The organism is Listeria sp. SHR_NRA_18, assembly GCF_003856515.1.
GTDB lineage: Bacteria > Bacillota > Bacilli > Lactobacillales > Listeriaceae > Listeria_A > Listeria_A newyorkensis.
In genome coordinates, this window is record NZ_QPKR01000004.1 from 161,107 (window position 1) to 179,299 (window position 18,193).

The 18,193-nt window shown below is 46.6% G+C and carries 20 protein-coding genes and 1 tRNA gene; 5 read left to right on the forward strand and 16 right to left on the reverse strand.

Translation table 11 applies throughout. The annotated features are described in order from the left end of the window. Positions 1-20 precede the first annotated feature (20 nt). Complete coding sequence (locus DUK53_RS07780; RefSeq protein ID WP_373862719.1) at positions 21-1,082, reverse strand: glycosyltransferase family 4 protein; 1,062 nt, start codon at positions 1,080-1,082, stop codon at positions 21-23. Between the two features lie 213 nt (positions 1,083-1,295). On the opposite strand from DUK53_RS07780, the gene DUK53_RS07785 reads away from it, so the two are divergent. Further along, complete coding sequence (locus DUK53_RS07785; RefSeq protein ID WP_077917858.1) at positions 1,296-2,228, forward strand: LCP family glycopolymer transferase; 933 nt, start codon at positions 1,296-1,298, stop codon at positions 2,226-2,228. A 91-nt stretch (positions 2,229-2,319) separates the two neighbouring features. Here DUK53_RS07785 and DUK53_RS07790 read toward each other — a convergent pair whose 3' ends face one another. The 11 genes from DUK53_RS07790 to DUK53_RS07840 all read right to left on the reverse strand — a co-directional run bounded on the left by DUK53_RS07790 (position 2,320) and on the right by DUK53_RS07840 (position 12,148). Further along, positions 2,320-2,967: a TVP38/TMEM64 family protein gene (locus DUK53_RS07790; RefSeq protein ID WP_036091445.1), complete on the reverse strand. Its 648-nt coding sequence runs from the start codon at positions 2,965-2,967 to the stop codon at positions 2,320-2,322. After that, positions 2,964-4,316, reverse strand: coding sequence for a dihydrolipoyl dehydrogenase family protein (locus tag DUK53_RS07795; RefSeq protein WP_036091444.1), 1,353 nt, complete (start codon positions 4,314-4,316; stop codon positions 2,964-2,966). Before DUK53_RS07795 ends, DUK53_RS07790 begins: the two co-directional genes overlap by 4 nt. A 5-nt stretch (positions 4,317-4,321) precedes the next feature. Beyond that, complete coding sequence (locus DUK53_RS07800; protein ID WP_036091443.1) at positions 4,322-4,915, reverse strand: CDP-alcohol phosphatidyltransferase family protein; 594 nt, start codon at positions 4,913-4,915, stop codon at positions 4,322-4,324. After that, positions 4,908-5,768, reverse strand: a complete 861-nt coding sequence (locus DUK53_RS07805) for an ABC transporter ATP-binding protein (protein ID WP_052165007.1) — start codon at positions 5,766-5,768, stop codon at positions 4,908-4,910. Before DUK53_RS07805 ends, DUK53_RS07800 begins: the two co-directional genes overlap by 8 nt. Next, on the reverse strand, positions 5,759-6,493 hold the full coding sequence (locus DUK53_RS07810) for an ABC transporter permease (protein ID WP_036091442.1): 735 nt from the start codon (positions 6,491-6,493) through the stop codon (positions 5,759-5,761). Before DUK53_RS07810 ends, DUK53_RS07805 begins: the two co-directional genes overlap by 10 nt. Next, the gene (locus DUK53_RS07815; protein ID WP_036091440.1) at positions 6,490-7,293 is read right to left on the reverse strand and encodes an ABC transporter permease subunit; all 804 of its coding nucleotides are present in this window, start codon (positions 7,291-7,293) and stop codon (positions 6,490-6,492) included. The genes DUK53_RS07810 and DUK53_RS07815 overlap by 4 nt, the downstream gene beginning before the upstream one ends. Further along, positions 7,280-8,470 carry an ABC transporter substrate-binding protein gene (locus DUK53_RS07820; protein WP_036091439.1) on the reverse strand — a complete coding sequence of 397 codons (1,191 nt, stop codon included), beginning with the start codon at positions 8,468-8,470 and terminating at the stop codon, positions 7,280-7,282. The genes DUK53_RS07815 and DUK53_RS07820 overlap by 14 nt, the downstream gene beginning before the upstream one ends. Next, the gene (locus DUK53_RS07825) at positions 8,467-9,516 is read right to left on the reverse strand and encodes a sensor histidine kinase (RefSeq protein ID WP_036091437.1); all 1,050 of its coding nucleotides are present in this window, start codon (positions 9,514-9,516) and stop codon (positions 8,467-8,469) included. The genes DUK53_RS07820 and DUK53_RS07825 overlap by 4 nt, the downstream gene beginning before the upstream one ends. Further along, positions 9,513-10,202, reverse strand: a complete 690-nt coding sequence (locus tag DUK53_RS07830; RefSeq protein WP_036132858.1) for a response regulator transcription factor — start codon at positions 10,200-10,202, stop codon at positions 9,513-9,515. Before DUK53_RS07830 ends, DUK53_RS07825 begins: the two co-directional genes overlap by 4 nt. 18 nt (positions 10,203-10,220) lie before the next feature. After that, complete coding sequence (gene msrA / locus DUK53_RS07835; RefSeq protein ID WP_036132860.1) at positions 10,221-11,348, reverse strand: peptide-methionine (S)-S-oxide reductase MsrA; 1,128 nt, start codon at positions 11,346-11,348, stop codon at positions 10,221-10,223. Between the two features lie 383 nt (positions 11,349-11,731). Continuing rightward, on the reverse strand, positions 11,732-12,148 hold the full coding sequence (locus DUK53_RS07840) for a hypothetical protein (protein WP_036091431.1): 417 nt from the start codon (positions 12,146-12,148) through the stop codon (positions 11,732-11,734). A gap of 209 nt (positions 12,149-12,357) precedes the next feature. Here DUK53_RS07840 and DUK53_RS07845 point away from each other — a divergent pair, with 209 nt between their 5' ends. Together DUK53_RS07845 and DUK53_RS07850 are read left to right on the forward strand one after the other, a co-directional pair. Then, a complete protein-coding gene (locus DUK53_RS07845) occupies positions 12,358-13,107 on the forward strand; it encodes an alpha/beta hydrolase (protein WP_036132862.1) in 750 nt (249 codons plus the stop codon). Next, positions 13,104-13,799: a phosphatase PAP2 family protein gene (locus tag DUK53_RS07850; protein ID WP_077917855.1), complete on the forward strand. Its 696-nt coding sequence runs from the start codon at positions 13,104-13,106 to the stop codon at positions 13,797-13,799. Before DUK53_RS07845 ends, DUK53_RS07850 begins: the two co-directional genes overlap by 4 nt. A gap of 60 nt (positions 13,800-13,859) precedes the next feature. On the opposite strand, the gene DUK53_RS07855 is transcribed toward DUK53_RS07850, so the two are convergent. The 3 genes from DUK53_RS07855 to DUK53_RS07865 all read right to left on the reverse strand — a co-directional run bounded on the left by DUK53_RS07855 (position 13,860) and on the right by DUK53_RS07865 (position 15,474). Next, a complete protein-coding gene (locus tag DUK53_RS07855) occupies positions 13,860-14,021 on the reverse strand; it encodes a lmo0937 family membrane protein (RefSeq protein WP_103034833.1) in 162 nt (53 codons plus the stop codon). A gap of 70 nt (positions 14,022-14,091) precedes the next feature. After that, positions 14,092-15,027 (reverse strand): NADP-dependent oxidoreductase, encoded by a 936-nt coding sequence (locus DUK53_RS07860; RefSeq protein WP_036091777.1) that lies wholly within the window; start codon positions 15,025-15,027, stop codon positions 14,092-14,094. Between the two features lie 21 nt (positions 15,028-15,048). Next, a complete protein-coding gene (locus DUK53_RS07865; RefSeq protein ID WP_052165008.1) occupies positions 15,049-15,474 on the reverse strand; it encodes a MarR family winged helix-turn-helix transcriptional regulator in 426 nt (141 codons plus the stop codon). Between the two features lie 150 nt (positions 15,475-15,624). On the opposite strand from DUK53_RS07865, the gene DUK53_RS07870 reads away from it, so the two are divergent. Together DUK53_RS07870 and DUK53_RS07875 are read left to right on the forward strand one after the other, a co-directional pair. After that, positions 15,625-16,857: a threonine/serine exporter family protein gene (locus DUK53_RS07870; RefSeq protein ID WP_036132864.1), complete on the forward strand. Its 1,233-nt coding sequence runs from the start codon at positions 15,625-15,627 to the stop codon at positions 16,855-16,857. A gap of 82 nt (positions 16,858-16,939) precedes the next feature. After that, positions 16,940-17,671 carry a hypothetical protein gene (locus DUK53_RS07875; RefSeq protein ID WP_052165009.1) on the forward strand — a complete coding sequence of 244 codons (732 nt, stop codon included), beginning with the start codon at positions 16,940-16,942 and terminating at the stop codon, positions 17,669-17,671. A 57-nt stretch (positions 17,672-17,728) separates the two neighbouring features. Here the strand turns inward: DUK53_RS07875 and DUK53_RS07880 are convergent. After that, positions 17,729-17,801 (reverse strand) — tRNA-Ala (locus tag DUK53_RS07880). Between the last annotated feature and the right edge of the window lie 392 nt (positions 17,802-18,193).

An 18,193-nucleotide genomic window follows, 5' to 3' on the forward strand; every position in this document is an offset into this window, starting at 1 on the left:
CCAACTGCGAGATAAGTCCTCTATTCCTGTTCCTCTTCACGGTCCATCCGTTCAATCCGCAAAAGCCGCATCATCGGTCGGTAATTCTGGCTCACAAGTCCTAATACTTCCACGAAAAACTCCACAATCACGAGTAGTACCAAGATCAGCAGGAACGATCCCCAGAATGTCGACATCGTAAAAATAAGGGCAAATAGCGAGAATAACGCCGAAATCGCATAGATTAGAATCACGGTTTGGCGATGCGTAAACCCAAGCTTCATCAAACTGTGATGCAAATGCGATTTATCCGCCATCGCAATCGGAGTCCGGTGCACAATGCGTCTAATAATCGCTAAAATCGTATCGAAAATCGGCACGCCTAGAATAAGTACCGGCACAATCAGCGAGATAAACGTGACATTTTTAAAGCCCATCAACGAAAGAATCGCGATGATATAACCTAAAAACAGCGCGCCCGTGTCACCCATGAAAATTTTGGCGGGGTAGAAATTGTATGGTAGAAAGCCGAGCGTCGAAGCTGCAAGCACCGCCGTAATCATGATAACGAGTGGATCGCCCATCACGAAAGCCATGCCCATAATCGTTAAGAGCGCAATCGTCGAAACACCTGCCGCGAGTCCGTCCAGCCCGTCAATCAAATTAATCGCGTTCGTAATCGCCACAATCCACAGAATCGTCAGTGGAATCGACAGGTAACCGAAGTACACCTCGCCACCAAACGGCAAATTAATAAACGTAATGTTGACGCCACCCCAGAAAACAATAATGCCCGCCGCGAGCAGCTGACCAATCAACTTGTACCGCGCTTTTAATTCCAAAATATCGTCCAGAATACCCGTCAGCGCAATCACGCTCGCCCCAATGATAAGCGGCCATAATAGTGTTTTATCGATTGGAAGCAAGAACATCCCGATGAGAAAGGCGATGAAAATAGCCACCCCACCCAAGCTCGGTATCGGTACGACATTAATTCTTCTTTTATCCGGTTTGTCCGTAATATCAAATTTAAGTACAACGCGTCTCACCACAGGGGTTAACAGCAGCGAGGCTAAAAAACATATTAAAATAACAGTCCACATAATTCCTCGTGCTCCCTCGTGCCAAATTTATGTATAGATTCATACTCCTACAAGTATACCCACAAACCTGAAAAAAAACAATGAAAACCCATAGACAAGATTTCCTGTTCCGCATTTTCTAATCAAATACTCATGGAATTAACAGTGACTTATTTGACAGTTTGTAGTAAAATAGGAGGTGACAGAAATTCCACTAGAGAGGTTGAGAAGCACATGCGCGCTGAAAAACGCACAGCTACAAAGAAGAAAAAACGTACAGGTTTGAAGATTTTCCTATGGTCTGTTTTAGGTATATTTTTAATTTTAGGAGGCATCGTTGGTTATGCCGTATACCAAACAAAATCAACAATGGATAACATATATACGCCCGTCGAAGGTCGAGCGGCGAACCCCGTCAAATTGGATGGCGGCAACCCGTTCTCCGTCCTTATTTTAGGTATTGACGAACGAGAAGGCGATGTTGGTCGTTCCGATACAACCATGGTTGCTACCGTTAATGGGACAACGAACAAAGCACAGATGTTGAGTATTCCTCGTGATACGCGTACCGAAATTATCGGACACGATTCCACAAACAAAATCAATGCTGCCTATGCTTACGGTGGCGTGAAAATGGCCGAAGATACGGTGACTCACTTTTTAAATGGTATTCCGATTAACTACTACATCAAAATGAACATGGAAGGCCTGAAAGATTTGGTCGACGCTGTTGGTGGTGTTACGGTTTATAATGATATGGATATTAGCCTGAAAGATAAAGAGTTCAAAAAAGGCGAAGTGACGCTAAACGGTACCGATGCTCTAGCCTACACTCGTATTCGTAAAACCGATGCGCGTGGTGACTTCGGTCGTCAAATGCGTCAACAAGAAGTGATTCAAGCCGTTGTAGAGAAAATCGCAACGACGGAAACATTATGGAACTTCAACGATATCTTGTCTGCAGTTGGAAATAACATGCAAACCGATTTAACGATGACAGATATGACACGTATCGCTAAGAACTATCTAGGCGCGCGTAAAAACGTTGAGAACATGACAGTTGCCGGCGACGGTGGTAAGATGGATGGTATTTGGTACTACAACGTATCCGATGCAGAACGTCAGAAATTACACGATTCTCTAGCGAAGAACTTAGAATTGAAATAATGGATGAAAGGAGATTCCAATTTTGGAGTCTCCTTTTTGCATAGGACTACCACACCAACTTGAACATAGATCTCTTTGAAATAGATAGCTATTAGGTATTTCTTAATTTTTTCACAATCAGGGGTAAAATAATCATAAAAGCGTATAAACCGATCGCTGTGTAAAATTGCCAATCAAGCCGACCGAGCGAGGAACCGAGGAAATTGAGGACAAACGCGCCTGGAATAATGCCGAGATAAGTTGCCGCCGCATAATCGCGCGTCTGAACGGAACTGAGCCCCATCGAATAATTAATACTATCAAAAGGAAAAAGTGGAATGAGTCGCAAGTATAGTATGACTAAAAAGCCATTTTCGCCGATTTTATGATCAAATTTCTCGATTTTCTTGCCTTGGATGAGCCGTTCGATTTTATCTTTTCCAAGTTTGCGGGCGATCCAGAAAGCGAGAAGTGCTCCCGTTCCAGCGCCAATGACGTCCAGAATCGTGCCTTGAACCGCACCGAATGTGTATCCGCCAAAAAGCGTGAGCGGCGTTGCGGGAAACAGGACGAGTGGACGCAGAATATAGGTGATCACGTAGAGGATTTTGCCCCAGATTCCCATATCGCGCACGACTTGACTGAGCTCCGCGACGTTGAAACTATCCACAATTCCGAGCTGATAAATGACTAAAAAACCAGTGAGGACAAAAGCGACGAATAAAATAATGCCACGCCATTCTTGCCAAAATTTCTTCATGATAACCCCCTCCATTGGATGATTTTGCGTATAAGTCGTTGTAAAAACGGTTTTTCGAGCTTTTCTGTGAGTAATTGATCGGATATGTTTTTAAGAATTTCTGATTTCGTTGGGTACGGATAGATTGGTTTGGATAGGTCTGTGAGCTTGGCGCCTGTGGATTTGAGGAGCGCGACTTGCTGCATGACGGTGGAAATATCCGTGCCGATTGCCTCCGCGTGAACGATTTTCGCCTTGGCGTCGATGCCGATTTTGACGAGTGCTTCTGGTTCGTTATCGGTTTTGAAGCGGTCGATGTTGGCGCCAGATGCGGATAGGATTCGTGTTGCTTTTTGCGTCGCTGGGAGCTGGTAAATTTCTGGTTTTGTATAAATAACCGAAGCAAGCGTGCTGTAGTTTACTTTGCTAAAATTGCCGAACGCGATGTTCGTGAGTGCAGTTCTGGCTTCGGCGCCGCCTGCGTGCGTGAGGCTTGGGCTTTCGATCACGTCCCCGATGGCATAAATATGCGGTGCCGTCGTTTGCAAATAACGATTCGTATCGATTTTCGTGTCGTAAGCGATGCCAGCTCGTTCCAGTTCCAACGTATCGATATTCGCGATTTGACCCGCGGCAAAAAGGATTTTTTCGACGACTAGCGTTTTTTCTACCCCTGATTCTGTGATTTTAAGGCTGATTTCGTCTTTATTAAGTCGCGTCACTTCGATTAGTTCGCTATCTAGATGAATAGCCAAATCTAGTTTTTCCAAAGCAATATCCGCAATATCACGGCTAAAATGTTTTAAAAATTCAGTATTATGATCGAAAATCGTGATTTCAACGCCAATGTTTTGCAATGCCTGCCCGAGTTCGAGTCCCACAGGCCCAGCGCCAATAATCGCCATTTTGCGTGGAAGTTTTGCCATCTGGAATAGCGTCTCGTTTGTTTCATACATCGAAACATCAAGCCCCGCAACATTTGGAACCCTCGGTCGCGAACCCGTCGCAATAACGAATTTTTTCGCGCAGAGTTCCCGATCCCCGACCACAATCCGATGCGCATCCAGAAAACGCGCTTTTCCAATGTAAACCGTCGCGCCAAGCTCCTCAAATCGCGGAACACTGTCATGCACTTGAATCTCCGCAATCACGGCCCTCATTTTTGCCTGAATTTCCGTCCAGTCCGTCGTCTCCTGCGCCATATGTAGCAGCGTTTTTGAAGGGACACAGCCATAATGAAGACAGTCGCCGCCCATATTCGCGTCCGCATTGACCACCGCCACATCGACGCCAAGCCGCGCCAGCCCTGCCGTAGCATAAAGTCCCGCCGCGCCGCCGCCAATCACAATCACCTGATGATCCATTTTCATCGCCCTCATTCCTCCTTATCGAGCTGTCTGTGCGCTTCCATTAAACGCTGTATTGTCGAGATAATTTCGATGATAAAAAACAGTAATGTCGTCCAAAATAAGAAAATCGGCGCTGTTAATACCATCAAACTAAGTAAAATAAATCCTTCCGTCCGTTCCGCGAGTCCCGTTGCATAATGAAACGACTTCACGCCCTTGTTCTGCACAACGTTTCCAATCGTCAAAAATGCCGTAATTCCGAATAAAATCGACGCCATCAAAAGCAGCAAAATAAACTGCTGTTCCGGAAATCGTGCAGCGAGTGCAATAATTATTCCCGCTTCGACGACCCGATCAAACGTCACGTCCATCACTGTGCCAAAGCCACTTTGCTTCGTTTTCCGCGCCATCGTTCCGTCCACCGCATCCAGAAATCCCGAAAACCATAACACCAGAATCCCCGTCCACATCCATCCAAAGCCGACCAAAATCGCAGCGACAACCCCAACCACAAACGCTAAAATCGTCACCTGATTCGCCGAAAACCCGATTTTCAAAAAGAAATCCGCCGTCTTTTCCAATATCGGTTTCACATATGGCCTTGCCTTCGTATCAAGCATCTTTTTCACCCCTTACTGGCGCAATATAACCCTTTTCTATCGCATTATCACCCACGATAATAAACTTTTGCGTCCCGTCCTCTAAAATAACCGACCAATACGCCTGCCCGTAAAGCATCAATTGCCGCTCGACACGCACCGCCACACCAGCATCCGCCATCCCCCAAGCCCCAATCGGATAATATACATCGTTATACAAAAGCCCATCCCCGAAAAAAGCATCGATTGCCGCATCGCTCGCTTCACTCAAAACACCATGATCCATCAACAAAACCTGCTCACTAAACACTTTTGCCTCCTCATAATGATGCGTCACGAACACCGCCGCGATATCCCGCTCCTCAATCTGCGCAAACACCCACTGCCGCATATCGCGTCCTAAGCGCACATCCAAACTACTAAACGGCTCATCCATCAACAATAAATCCGGATTTCCAATCAACGCTCGCGCCACCGAAACCCGTTGCTGTTGCCCGCCCGAAAGCTCATAAGGATACGCATCCGCCCATTTTGCCAGTTCACTTTTCTCCAAGAAAACCCGCCCAATCGCCTCCCGCTCCTTCCGCTTCACCTTCTGGCATTTCAACGGAAAAACAAGATTTTCCAACACGGTCATATGCGAAAATAAGACAGGTTTTTGAGAGATATATGCGATTTTAACCCCTGCTTTCTCATAACTCCCCGAATCAAACGACAATAATCCCGCCAACACCTTCAAAAATGTCGTTTTACCACTTCCCGAGCCACCGAGAATCGTCACCGTCTCTCCGCGCTGCAACTCGAAATTAATCCCTCGCAGAATCAGCTCCTTTTCAAAGCCTTTCGTCACATTTTCAACCCTGATTATCGCCATTCGTCCATCACCCCCACCAATTTCACCATTCCTTTATACATCCATCTGAATAGAAACAACATCGCAAACGCCATGAAAATCGTGAAAAGCGCTGCCGCCGCAACCACTTGCAACTGCGATGAAGCAAAATACGGAAATAAAACCAGCGCCACCGTCTGAATAATCCCGCCACCAATCATCGACGTAATCGCGTACTGCCCAATCGAAATCACGACCGCAAACAATAATATCGTCTCATTCATCGGACGCATAAGCGGCAAATAGACATCCAACACGAGTCGCCACCGCGTTCCACCCATCAAATAAACATACTGATTCATATCCTGATCAAGCGCCAAATAAGCATTTCGCGCAATCCGAATCGAATACGGAAGCGTCGGCAAAAGCTGAATCAGCACCACATCAAGCACCGTTTCCGTCAAATCCATCCGTATAAACCAAATATCAAGCCCCGCTGCAATCACAAGCAACGGCACAATCAGGGGTAGCTGCAAGCAAACATCCAAAAACGCTAATTTCCGCCCCGTCACGCGCGCCAAATAATAGCCCACATAGTTCGCCACGACTAAATTGAGCACGACAACCAAAACCGCGACCACGATCGTCGTCCCAATCGCGGCCCTAAAATTCGGGTCCTCAAAAATCCCAACTTCCCCGCCACGCCAAGCGACAACGCCGAAAACAATAAGCATTATTCCATACTGAATCCCCACAAACTGCCTCATAATTGCCCACTTCCTTCACGCAAGAAGTCCCGATATTTTTGCACAGAAACGAATAAAACAAACGCTACCACAAGCAAAAACACCGACACAACAACCATCCAAAACATCGTCGCCACCTGCACGCTCACGTCCGTCGCATAATATCCTTGGTAAAACACCACCCCGAGAAACGCCGGAAAACTATTCCCCACCAAACTCGGAATTTCATACGCCGTCCAAATAAAAGCCAGCAAAATAATCGCCAATTCCGCGATTTGCGGCGCTATTTTTGGAAACTCCACATGTGCAAAAACGCGCCACGTCCCACCACCAGACAACCGAACCAATTCCACTTCCGCAAAATTGATTTTTCGATACGTCGTGATGAGATAAAAAACAACAAACGGCACTTCTTTCAACAAATACGTGATCAAAATCTCCAAAGTCCCGTAAATTTTATAATACTCACCGATATAAGGATAAATAAAAGCAAAAATGAGATACACATACAGCGCGACAACAAAATGCGGATAGTAAAAACTCACGTTCAACCGCTCTACAGATCGCGTCACCTTGGGATTCAGCAACACTTGACGCACAATCAAAATACCCAGCCCAATCGATAACACCGTCGCCACCGCACTGACCCCAAACGAGTACAACACACTCGTGAAAATCCGTTTTTGACGGCTAACTTCGAGAATCCCTTCCCAATTTGCCCCTAAAAATCGCATTTTCCAAACGAGCAACACAATCGACATCAAGCTAACCACGCCGAGCCCGACTGGTATAAGCCAGGCCACAGCTTTACGGATAGACATAACTGCCCCATTCTTTCTGGATCGCTTCCGCCGTCGTATCTGGGAACTCATTCAACGCCTGCCAATCATTATAAAATTGGTCTCCCGTCTCGCCAGCCGCGTCGAATTTCCCCTGCCAATCCTTCGTCATTTTAGACGTGAGAAGCGTCGTCCCATCGCCCCACACCGACGTTTTCAATTTCTCCGCCTGTGCTTCTTCTGACAGCAAATAATTAATCACGACAAGCGATGCCGCTGGTTGCTGCGTATTAAACGCCACTGAAAGATAATGCGCATTCGTCACAGCCCCATTATCCAGCGAAAAAGTCCGCGTCGATGCTGGAAACGTCCCATCCTTGATAAACGGCAACGCACGACGCTCGTTAAAGCCCATCGTGAAATCAACCTGACCTTGCGCATACAACTGATCCAGCTCCTGCAACGCTTTCGGATACGTTTTCCCGTCACGCCACAAATACGGCCCAATCGATTTCAAATACGCATACGCCTTCTCGCGATCCGCTTTTGTTGGTGCTTCGGTGAATTCCTTGCCCGGATTTTGCGCGTAAATCACCTGTCTCACAAACGCATCCCCCGTGAAATCCGCGACATCAGGATACGTAAACCGTCCTGGATTTGCCTTTACCCAAGCCGTCAATTCCGCTAATTGAAGCGGTGGCTTCGAAACTTTATCCGCATTATACTGGAATACAAAAGACGTTTTTCCCCACGGCGCCTCCATTTTATCGATCGCATTTCCCGCATCCTTTTCCGTCAAAAGTGGGTCAACAAACTTCGCCACATTCGGAATCTGATCGGTAATTTCACCATAAAGCAGCCCACCATCCTTCGCCGTTTTGAAATTCTGTCCGTTAATCCAAATCACATCCACACTGCCATTCTTCTTCCCAGCCTGCTTCTCACTGCTCAGCTTCTGAATAAATTTCTCCGTATCCATCGGCACCCGTTTCAGCGTAATATCCTGCTCCACCTTCAACTTCGGCGCCACAAAATCATCAATGTAAGCGTTAATATTCTTATCCCCGCCCCACATATAGAAATTCACCGTCTGGCCTTTCGCATCCTTCTCCAACTGCGCAAAATCCTTGCCCTTCAAGCTCTCCTGAGAACTCTCATTCCCGCACGCTGCCAAGACCAGCAACAATCCCATCACTACAAAAATCGCCAATCGCTTCATTCCAGTTCCCCTTCTTTCCAAATCGGTATAGCCAAAATAAACGTACTACCAACGTTCAGCGCACTTTCCACACGCAGCGTCCCACCGTGCAACTCCGCCAAATTCTTCGCAATATGCAGCCCGAGCCCCGAACCACCATGCGCCAAATTCCGCGATTTCTCCACACGATACAATCGCTCAAAAATCCGCTCCTGTTCCGCCGCAGAAATGCCCTGCCCGTAATCCCGCACCCGAAAAATAGTAAAAGCCTCCGTTCGCGCAACACCAATCTCAATCGATGTCCCCACATCCGAAAACTTCATCGCATTCTCCAGCAAATTATACAAAATCCGCGTCACAAACGTCTGATCCGCATAAACAAACTGGCATTCCGGCGCGATTTCCACATGCACATTCCGATGCTCCCGCTTCAACTGCACATCAAAAGCCTCCAACACATCGACCAACAGCTGATCCAGCCAAATCCGTGTCCGCTCCATCACAGGCTCCTTCTTATCAATCGCCGCGACATCCATCAACTCATCAACCAAATCCGTCAACCGCATCGTTTCCCGCTGAATCGTCCGCAAATACTGCTGCCGCTCCACATCCGTCGCAATCATCCCGTCCAAAAGCGCCTCTGAAAACGACCGAATCGAAGCAATAGGCGTCTTAATATCATGCGACAAATTCGCCACCAACTCATTTCGCGCCACTTCGCCATCCTTAATCTGCCGAAACATCTGATCCAATTTTGCCGACATCTCATTAAAATCCTCCGCCAACATCCGCGTCTCCAGAGGCCCCGTCACATCCACCTTCCCCGAAAATTCACCCTGCGCGATTTTCCGACTTTCTTTTCCGAGTTTATCAATCGACCGAAACGCCGGGCGCATCAACAAATAATTAATCACAAAAGCAAGCGTACTCGCACCGAGCGTAATCAAAATCGTGAAAATCACCAAATCCGTGTTAAAAATCATCCGATACGCGCTAAAACCAAGCACAACCGTCACAATAATCGCGCCAATCCCATAAGAAAGTAAAATAAGCGTCCGCAATTTCATGACTCCACCACCAATTCAAACTTATAACCAAGCCCCCAAACCGTCTTAATAAACACTGGAGCCTCGCCGTTCACCTGCAATTTTTCCCGTAAATGGTGGATGTGGACATTAATCGTGTTCGCGTCGCCATCATACTCATAGCCCCAAACACGCTCCAACAACTCCGATTTCGAGAAAACCCGTTTATTCTCACTCGCCAAAAGCCACAACAAATCAAATTCCTTAATCGTCAGCTCCAGCTCCTGCCCCGAAACCGACGCCACACGCTTCCCCTTATCCAGAAAAAGCGGGCCATGCGTCAACGTCTCCGGTTCCACAAACCGACGCGACCGCCGCAAAATATTCTTCACTCGCAACACCAATTCACGCGGACTAAACGGTTTCGACATATAATCATCCGCGCCAAGCGTCAAGCCATACAACCGCTCCTTCTCCTGCGTCAAAGCACTCAAATACAAAAATGGCGTATCCTTCCCACGCTCCTGCACCTCCATAATAAACGCGTGTCCATCCATTTTCGGCATCATAATATCGACGACCATCAAATCCACGCGCTGCGTATCATAGATCCCCAACGCCTCCTGCCCATTGCACGCCGTTAGAACCCGAAAGCCCTCCTTCTCCAAATAGCGCCGACACACATCGACAATCGTCTCCTCATCATCCACCAATAAAATCGTGTTCATCCGCGCCTCACCTCGCCTTTATTTTTTCTCAAAAAGATACAAGAAATCCCCGTATCCCGCATCTTTCATCTTCGCCTTCGGAATAAAATCAAGCGCCGCCGAGTTCATGCAATACCGCAAATGCGTCGGCTGCGGCCCATCCGGAAAAACATGTCCCAAATGTGAATCTGCGTGTTTACTCCTGATTTCCGTCCGTTTTTGCACCAAAAAATTGTCCTCTTTTTCATACACGTTATTCGGCACCAATGGCTTCGTAAAACTAGGCCAGCCCGTGCCCGAATCGAATTTATCCGTCGAACTAAACAGCGGCTCACCAGAAACTAAGTCCACATAAATCCCGTCCGCTTTATTCGCATCATATTTATTCTGAAAAGCCGTCTCCGTTTGACCTTCCTGCGTCACCCGATACTGCTCATCCGTCAACTTCGCCTTGATATCCGCGTCCGAATAACTCGCAGGATAACTCGGCAACTTCACATCTCTATCTTTACCCCAATGTTTGTCCAAGAAGGTATCACGCCCCGAACCATTCCGATAATACTCATAGCGCTTCGGATTTTTCTTATAATAGTCCTGATGATACGTTTCCGCTTCATAAAAGGCACCAGACGCAACAATTGGCGTCACCACCTTACTAAACCGATCCGTTTTCGCCAACGCTTTTTTCGAGGCCTCCGCTTCCTTCTTCTGCTCGGCATTCACGTAAAAAATCCCCGAACCGTACTGCGTTCCTCGATCCACAAACTGCCCCTGCGCATCCGTCGGGTCAATCTGATGCCAAAACACATCCAGCAACTGCTCATAAGAAATTAGCTTCGGGTCAAATTTTACCATAACCGCCTCCTTATGTCCCGTATTACCACTAGAAACTTCATCATAGGTCGGATTCCGCGTCGTGCCACCCGTATACCCCGAAATCACATCATTGACCCCTTTTAACTTCTCAAACGGCGGCTCCATACACCAAAAACAGCCACCCGCAAAAATCGCGACCTCCTGCCCAGAACCATCGTCCCCAACATTTTGATACTGTATATTCTCACTACCATGCGATTTCGCGTCCTGATGCGAGACATACGCATAAACACCCCACGCCACGCCAATCACACCAACCGCAATCAAACTATTCCGCAACCACTTCTTCATTTCATTCCGCCTCCAAATCATACGACAGTTACCGATAATATCTAATTCCCGATTTTACCAGATAGGAAACGATATTATCTTTCACACCTATCATACAAAAAAGAAGTTTTCTAACACTTAGCTAATTATTATGTAATTCTTAAGTTTCAAAATAAGAGTCTTGAGCATAACCCAAATAAATCGGCGACAAGCGCTCGCATTCATGGAGTTTGGCGGACTTCCGGTTCTCATGTACAGTCGTACACTCCGCTTCCGGCTTCCACCAAACTCCATGAATACAAACGCTTTCGCTCGATTTGTGTAAAGCATAATTTTCGTCTTACCCCAAAAATAAATGGTAAGGCAATTTTATCTTGTTTGGAGTTTTATCCCAAGAAAATAACTCATTCCGTAATCAACTTCAATTTTTGCCCTGACACGCTCACGCCACCTGTTTCCAAATAGAATTTCGCGCTTTTCTCACTAATTCCGAGCTGGTTCGCCGCTTCCTCCATCGTTGTAAAAACCTGGAGCGGATACCCTTCCTGATCAAATAGCAAAATAGGAACCATTCCCGTTTCCCCGTCCAGATAAATATCCAACGCCTCGCAAAGCTTCTTCCCGTCCCTAGTAAGCCCTTCAAAAACAATCGAGTTATCATCAAATAAAACATGCACTAAATTCGCTGATACGAGTCTTTGAAACGTATCGAACTCCGAAATCTCAAACCGTTTTTTGTTTTTCTTCCCTAATTCCAACAAGAATCGCCACTCTTTTTTCAACTCCGACAACAACGTCGCGTTACTTTCTTTCACCTGCATATTTATCATCCCTCCGCCAAGCATGTCTATAATGTACAGTATAATACAAGACCATAGGAACAATCTGGATATTTAGCGTACTTTTCACGACATTCTGCAAAAAGAACACATTCCACGAAAATCGTTTTACAATGCATCCTATTTCCCCACTAAAAAGCCAGATATGTTATACTAATAATACTTTCTAACCTAAAAGGAGGAACACCATTATGGCGCTTTTTTCAACACATTTCGTTTCAGCATCACTACAATTACGAACATCCCTACAAGTCTTCATACCCGACCAAATCGACACAGAAAAACCAATGCGCTTGCTCTACTTACTGCACGGTTTATCCGACGACGACACCGCTTGGCTGACCAACACATCACTCGTTCGCTACGCCGAAAACCGGAATATCGCGATTGTCATGCCGCAAGTCCATCGCAGTTTTTATACAGACATGCACGTTGGAAATCGGTACTGGACATTTTTGAGCGAGGAGTTGCCAAGCCTCATTCACAGCTGGTTTAAGCTACCTACCGAACCCGAAAATACATACGTCGCGGGCTTGTCCATGGGCGGTTACGGCGCGTTCAAATGGGCCTTACATTATTCCGAAAAATTCGCAGGCATGGCATCGCTATCCGGTGCGCTAGACATCGTTGCCCTGCGTGAAGCCAGACCAGAAGGCGAATCGGAAATGCAAGCAACGTTTGGCGACATCGAGACTCACCGCGGCTCAGACAACGATTTACTCGCCCTGCTCGACAAAGTCACGGCGAAACCTCGCGTCTTACAGCTCTGCGGCACCGAAGATTTTCTATACGACAACAACCTCGGCTTTAAATCGCGAATCGAGCAGACAGATTTACCGTACACGTACCAAGAATCGCCCGGCGAACATAACTGGGAATACTGGAATCGCGAAATTCAGACCGTACTCAACTGGATCGACCGAAAAGGAGATTTTGCATGACACATACGAAAAAAAATGCCCGCATCTTATTCGTGCTTAGCGCTATCACGGCTATAGGTTTCATCACGATGCTGATTGGTGTCGCAACGAACGCTGGCTTCATTCACAACTTCGACAACTACTGGATCGACATCATTCGCGTCAACATTTCGCCCGAAAAAACAGATGTCATCGCGTTTATCACGAACTTCGGCGGTGTCGCAGCGATTGTGATAATGAGCCTTGTGCTTTTATTCATCTTCATCCTGCTAAAACGCTACACCATCGCGATTTGGTTTGGCGGCGTTGTACTGATTGGCGGCGCACTGTTACCGTGGATTATCAAACAAATCATTGCCCGTCCACGCCCGAGCGATATGCTGATTTCCCAAGGCGGCTACAGTTTTCCGAGTGGTCACGCCACAGGCTCGACGGCTTTTTACGGCATGATTGCAGTGCTTCTGATGATTGCTAGCTCTAAATTATGGCATCGCATCCTCATCGGACTGATCGCGTTCGTCATCATTTTGACGATTATGTACACCCGCGTCTATCTCGGCGTGCATTATCCATCCGACGTCACAGCTGGATTACTACTCGGCAGCACCGCCGTTCTTTGCGGAAGCGCCCTGTTTCTATTATATAGCCAAGCCTGCCATCGCTATTTACTAGCGCGAAACTGGAAAGATGTCTATTTGAAAAATTTTAGTTAATACAAAAGAGGCTATACGTTCCAATCCAGATCCGGACAGAACGTATAGCCTCTTTCTATCTTATTTACGCTTATTTCTAGCGCTTTGAATCAAGTTCCAAATAACCAACACGAGAACGACTACCAATAAAATATTGATCAGCGCTCCACCGATATGGAAAATTAGTCCGATCACCCAAAAAGCGAACAGAATAACGATGATTCCCCAAATGATACCAAGCATGTGTAAAAACCTCCTTGCTTTGTGCCATCTATATCTTTACCACAATGAAAAATCGGCAAACATCCAAAAATTAGAAGCTAATCACGATTTTCCCTTTGGCATGGTGGGTTTCACTCAAAGCATGCGCATCATAGACCCCTTGTGCAGAGAATGGGAATGTTGCCCCGACAACCGCTTTAACCTTGCCAGCAGCCATTAAATCTGCAAACGCTTGTAGTTGCTCCCCGTTAGGCGCCAACCAAATGCTTTTCGCCAACACGTTTTTCGCCTTCGCTAATTCCGCGTCAGGTTCCCCAACAATCGAGATCAGACGCCCCGTATTATCTTTCAACACGCGGAAACTATCCTTCTGAATGTCTCCACCCATCGTATCAAAAACAACATCCACACCCGTCAAAACGTCCGCGAAATTCGTTGTTTTATAATCAATCACTTCATCCGCGCCAAGCTCCTTCAAAAAGGCAGCATTCTTCGCGCTCGCCGTCGTAATCACATACGCGCCAGCATTTTTCGCCAACTGAATCGCCAATGTTCCAACGCCGCCAGCACCCGCATGAATCAAGACTTTTTCGCCCGCTTGCAAGTTTGCATGATCAAACAACGCTTGCCACGCCGTCAAACCAGCCAGGGGAATCGAAGCCGCCTCGTCGAACGACACATTATCTGGAATTTTGGCAAGTAATGGTGCATCCACCAAAGCATATTCCGCATACGTTCCAAAACGCGTTGTTTCAGGGCGCGCAAACACTTTGTCCCCGACTTTCCAATCCGTCACGTCCGCGCCAACCTCAGAAATCACACCAGCCGCATCCCAGCCAAGAATAATCGGAAACGGCCAATCCATCATTTGTTTTAAGTACCCTTCGCGAAGTTTCCAGTCAATCGGATTAATCGAAGTCGCCTTCATTTCGACAACAACCTGCCCCGCTCCCGCTTTTGGCGTCGCAACCTCCGCCTCTTTCAATTCCTCTTTACCACCATAATTTTCAATAACAACTGCTTTCATCATTCATTTCCTCCTCTAAATTTAACGCGTGATATTCGCCGACATCCGTTCTAAAATATCCGCAAAACCCGCCAATTCTTGTTTTGATAAACCATCTAGCAACTGCCTCTGAAAAGCCTCTTTTTGCGCGATTAATTCGGTCAATCTCGTTTCCCCAAGTGCCGTCAACCTGATAAAAGTTGCCCGACGATCCGGCGCCCGCTTTTCCCGGATGAGCAGACCATCTTCTTCCAGCTTCCGCAAATGCCTTGTAATCGCCGCAGCATCAAGATTTAGCGTCTGCTGTAACGCCTGCTGATTTTGCTCATGCGCACAAGATATGCGGTACAGCAATTCCACTTTAGTTCCACTCATTTGCAGCGTCGCCTCGAACGTTTGATTCATATTTTTGCATAAACCGTGCATTTTCGCGACTAGCAGCGCACGCTCCGAACAGCCATCATCCATCCCAATCCCCCCGATCCACCAATTAATTGACCCATCAATTGATATATCAACTATCTTACTCCTTTTTGAAAAATTGGCAAGGTAACTGCTCAAATGGTATACTTTCTAATAATAAAGTACTATTTCATACTAAAATGGGGGTGTAGAAAAATGACAACGCAAGATCAAACATTTATTTCACTGATTTCAACAATGGGACGCGTTTTACTCGCCGAAAGTGGCGAAGGAACCATCATGATAGAAAGACAGTTACATCAAGTCGCTGCGACATACGGCTATCGGCTGAACACGCTTTGCTTGAGTGAATATTTAGAAATAAAGACCTACCGTGACGCGGAGCAGATCGATCATTTGATTGTACAAGCAACGCCCGGAATCGCCTCACTGTCCCGCATTTCCGCCGTCAAAACATTACTTCATGCGGTGGAACAAGGCTTGGCATTAAAGGTGGCGGACGACAAAATGCAGGAAATTGCGACGGCGCCCGCGATGTATCCCGGTTGGTTACGCGTCATCGGGACATCCTTTTTCGCGATGGGATTCGCACCGCTCGTGATTGCGACATGGACAGAAGTGTGGATTAGCGGCGTTTTAGGAATCCTTTCGGGACTTCTATGCGTCGTTTTGGAAAAAACACGATTCGGCATCCTGTTCCCACTCATCGCATCCTTTGCAGTCGGCATGATCACGCTAACCTTTTTCCATGACACCGCGATGAGCTATGGGCCAGTCTTTCTGATGATTCCGGCGCTCTTCATCTGCATACCAGGAGACACGATGTCCGCTGCGGCAGGTGAAATTTTTTACGGAAAATTAACCGCAGGATCGGCGCGACTAATCTCCGCATTCATGTGTTTGCTACAAATGGTGATTGGCATTTTGTTAGCGATGGAAGTCGCGAATACAACGCTTCATACACTAGAAAAAGGCGACATTTCGAATACCATGAATCCGTTCGTGATTCTGCTCTTCGTCATCGTTTTCTGCCTCGGATTATGTTTAACATTTAACGTTCCAATGGCCTATTTGACGTGGTTATCCATTTTCGCCATCCTGACTTACGCCGTACAAATCCTCGTGAGCCAGTGGACCGGAGATTTAATTGGCACCTTTGTTGCAGCGATTGTAGCAGGCGTTTTGGCGAATCTTGCCACCCAGTCCCCGTCGCAACCGCCACGCGTCATCCTTTTCATCAGTAGCTTTTTCATTTTGACAGTTGGCGCGAAAGGCATCGAAGGGCTATCGAGCATCATTGGCGGCTACGTTGTGGAAGGCTCGCGCGAAATAATGGCGATGATCATCCTCTTCCCGACCGTGACCATTGGCATAGCACTCGGCTACTTAATTTCGACACAAAAGAAACAATTTCCACAAAAAAACTGAAAATCCGCTTTTCATCTAGCTCGCAATGATTATATAATGGAGATAGCTTCACAAAACAAGGTAAGAGGAGAGATTCAAAGAAATGAAAAAAGGCATCGGGATACTGCTTTTAGGCCTACTATTACTTTTAGCAGCATGCGGAAGTAACGAGAAAAACGCAGAAACCTCCAACGAAAAAATGATGATCCAATTAGATGAAAAAAACGTAGCAGCGGACGCCAATGACATTTTCACAGTCACAGGAAAAACAACACCGAGCGCGACAGTAAGCATCGGCGACGTCTCCATTGACGCAAATAAAAAAGGCAAATTCGAGTTAATGCACGTCTACGAAAGCGATAAATCCTATGAAGTCGTGGCCAGCAAGAAAGGCATGACAGAAGTCCGCGCAACCGTTCACGTGACACAACCGACCGCGATTAAAGAGGAAAAGAAAGAACAAGAAGAAGCCGCGAAAGAAAAAGCCGAAAAAGAAGTAACGGAAAACGCGAAACCGAACGCAGCGAAGATAACTTTTGCGATGTTGAGCGGAAATCCAGATAAATACGCGCGAGAATCGTATTATTTAAAAGGCCAAATCGCAGAAGTCGTGGATGGCGGCGCGACGAAATATTTGAAGGTAAACATGACCCAAGCTGGTGACACGTGGAAAGATACCGTGATGGTGATTTACACAGGGACTACCGACGCTAAAAAAGGCGATATCATCGAGGTTTATGGAACGATTTACGGCACATATGCATTTGATGACGCGAATGGCACGACGATTACGATGCCAGGTATTACGGCTAGTTCGATTAATGTTGTGAAATAAAGCAAATAGAAAAGGCATGTTCCCGATAATTAAGGAACATGCCTTTTCTATAATTTATGGAGCGTAGGGGGATCGAACCCCTGACCTCTACACTGCCAGCGTAGCGCTCTCCCAGCTGAGCTAACACCCCTATGTCATGAGAAGATTGTAGCACAGCGTTTTTGGCTCTGTCAACTGCTTTCCCTTTACAACATAAAAATGGCTCTGTGGGCAGAGCGCGGGTAGAGATGTCGAAATAATAAGTTACCCACTAGTTCAGACACTCATTTAGCCTATCAAAAAAGCTTGCGGTCGTGGCGGAATGACATACGCGCAGGACTCACAAACTTATTGATATTACAGTATTCTTAATCCAAAATGATGCGGCCGAGAGGACTTGAACCTCCACGGGTTTTACCCCACTAGGCCCTCAACCTGCCCTTTTTTTGAAATTAAGATACTGAGCTTATACCAATGAGTTTGGCTAAATGAGCTGAATTAGCAGTATAAGACTATATTAGATTGAGGGGGAGGTTTTGTCAA